The sequence below is a fragment of the Lysinibacillus sp. NPDC094403 genome, assembly GCF_050278745.1.
GTDB lineage: Bacteria > Bacillota > Bacilli > Bacillales_A > Planococcaceae > Lysinibacillus.
On the sequence record NZ_JBNNTL010000040.1, the window covers coordinates 1 to 3,017 of the forward strand.

A 3,017-nucleotide genomic window follows, 5' to 3' on the forward strand; every position below is an offset into this window, starting at 1 on the left:
TTTTGGTTAAGTCCTCGATCGATTAGTATTCGTCAGCTCCATGTGTCACCACACTTCCACCTCGAACCTATCTACCTCATCGTCTTTGAGGGATCTTACTTACTTGCGTAATGGGAAATCTCATCTTGAGGGGGGCTTCATGCTTAGATGCTTTCAGCACTTATCCCGTCCACACATAGCTACCCAGCGATGCCTTTGGCAAGACAACTGGTACACCAGCGGTGTGTCCATCCCGGTCCTCTCGTACTAAGGACAGCTCCTCTCAAATTTCCTACGCCCACGACGGATAGGGACCGAACTGTCTCACGACGTTCTGAACCCAGCTCGCGTACCGCTTTAATGGGCGAACAGCCCAACCCTTGGGACCGACTACAGCCCCAGGATGCGATGAGCCGACATCGAGGTGCCAAACCTCCCCGTCGATGTGGACTCTTGGGGGAGATAAGCCTGTTATCCCCGGGGTAGCTTTTATCCGTTGAGCGATGGCCCTTCCATGCGGAACCACCGGATCACTAAGCCCGTCTTTCGACCCTGCTCGACTTGTAGGTCTCGCAGTCAAGCTCCCTTGTGCCTTTACACTCTACGAATGATTTCCAACCATTCTGAGGGAACCTTTGGGCGCCTCCGTTACCTTTTAGGAGGCGACCGCCCCAGTCAAACTGTCCGCCTGACACTGTCTCCTGCCCCGCTAAGGGGCATGGGTTAGAATTTCAATACAACCAGGGTAGTATCCCACCGACGCCTCCTTCGAAGCTGGCGCTCCGAGATCTCTGGCTCCTACCTATCCTGTACAAGTTGTACCAAAATTCAATATCAGGCTACAGTAAAGCTCCACGGGGTCTTTCCGTCCTGTCGCGGGTAACCTGCATCTTCACAGGTACTATAATTTCACCGAGTCTCTCGTTGAGACAGTGCCCAGATCGTTACGCCTTTCGTGCGGGTCGGAACTTACCCGACAAGGAATTTCGCTACCTTAGGACCGTTATAGTTACGGCCGCCGTTTACTGGGGCTTCAATTCGCAGCTTCGCTTGCGCTAACCACTCCTCTTAACCTTCCAGCACCGGGCAGGCGTCAGCCCCTATACGTCACCTTACGGTTTTGCAGAGACCTGTGTTTTTGCTAAACAGTCGCCTGGGCCTATTCACTGCGGCTCTCATGCGCTTGCACGCTCAAGAGCACCCCTTCTCCCGAAGTTACGGGGTCATTTTGCCGAGTTCCTTAACGAGAGTTCTCTCGCACACCTTAGGATTCTCTCCTCGACTACCTGTGTCGGTTTGCGGTACGGGCACCTCTCACCTCGATAGAGGCTTTTCTTGGCAGTGTGAAATCAGGAACTTCGTCCATACGGACTCGCCATCACAGCTCAACGTTACAGTGTGCGGATTTGCCTACACACACGCCTTACTGCTTGGACGCGCATAACCAACAGCGCGCTTACCCTATCCTACTGCGTCCCCCCATTTCTCAAACGGTGAGGAGGTGGTACAGGAATATCAACCTGTTGTCCATCGCCTACGCCTATCGGCCTCGGCTTAGGTCCCGACTAACCCTGAGCGGACGAGCCTTCCTCAGGAAACCTTAGTCATACGGTGGACGGGATTCTCACCCGTCTTTCGCTACTCATACCGGCATTCTCACTTCTAAGCGCTCCACCAGTCCTTCCGATCTGACTTCAACGCACTTAGAACGCTCTCCTACCACTGACATCATAGATGTCAATCCACAGCTTCGGTGAATCGTTTAGCCCCGATACATTTTCGGCGCAGCGTCACTCGACCAGTGAGCTATTACGCACTCTTTAAATGATGGCTGCTTCTAAGCCAACATCCTGGTTGTCTGTGCAACGCCACATCCTTTTCCACTTAACGATTACTTTGGGACCTTAGCTGGTGGTCTGGGCTGTTTCCCTTTTGACTACGGATCTTATCACTCGCAGTCTGACTCCCGTGTATAAATATCTGGCATTCGGAGTTTGTCTGAATTCGGTAAACCGGGATGGCCCCCTAGTCCAAACAGTGCTCTACCTCCAGTATTCTCATCACGAGGCTAGCCCTAAAGCTATTTCGGAGAGAACCAGCTATCTCCAAGTTCGATTGGAATTTCTCCGCTACCCACACCTCATCCCCGCACTTTTCAACGTGCGTGGGTTCGGGCCTCCAGTAAGTGTTACCTCACCTTCACCCTGGACATGGGTAGATCACCTGGTTTCGGGTCTACGACCACGTACTAATTCGCCCTATTCAGACTCGCTTTCGCTGCGGCTCCGCCTTCTAAAGCTTAACCTCGCACGTAATCGTAACTCGCCGGTTCATTCTACAAAAGGCACGCTATCACCCATTAACGGGCTCTAACTACTTGTAGGCACACGGTTTCAGGATCTCTTTCACTCCCCTCCCGGGGTGCTTTTCACCTTTCCCTCACGGTACTGGTTCACTATCGGTCACTAGGTAGTATTTAGCCTTGGGAGATGGTCCTCCCGGATTCCGACGGAATTTCACGTGTTCCGCCGTACTCAGGATCCACTCAGGAGAGAACGAACTTTCGACTACAGGGCTTTTACCTGCTCTGGCGGACCTTTCCAAGTCGCTTCATCTAACTCGCTCTTTTGTAACTCCGTATAGAGTGTCCTACAACCCCAAGAGGCAAGCCTCTTGGTTTGGGCTCTTCCCGTTTCGCTCGCCGCTACTCAGGGAATCGATTTTTCTTTCTCTTCCTCCAGGTACTTAGATGTTTCAGTTCCCTGGGTCTGCCTTCAAGACGCTATGAATTCACGTCAAGATACTACGCGATTAAACGTAGTGGGTTCCCCCATTCGGAAATCTCCGGATCAAAGCTCACTTACAGCTCCCCGAAGCATATCGGTGTTAGTGCCGTCCTTCATCGGCTCCTAGTGCCAAGGCATTCGCCGTGCGCCCTTAATAACTTAACCAAGTTATTAAGCCTATAAAAAAACTTAAAAAATAAATGTGTTTGTTACAATTTCAATGTCGTTTTATCCAGTTTTCAAAGAACAAGA

The 3,017-nt window shown here is 51.6% G+C and carries 1 rRNA gene; it reads right to left on the reverse strand.

Features of this window, described 5'->3' with window-relative positions:
* Window positions 1-2: 2 nt before the first annotated feature.
* Window positions 3-2,930 (reverse strand): 23S ribosomal RNA (locus ACQKMV_RS23710).
* Between the last annotated feature and the right edge of the window lie 87 nt (window positions 2,931-3,017).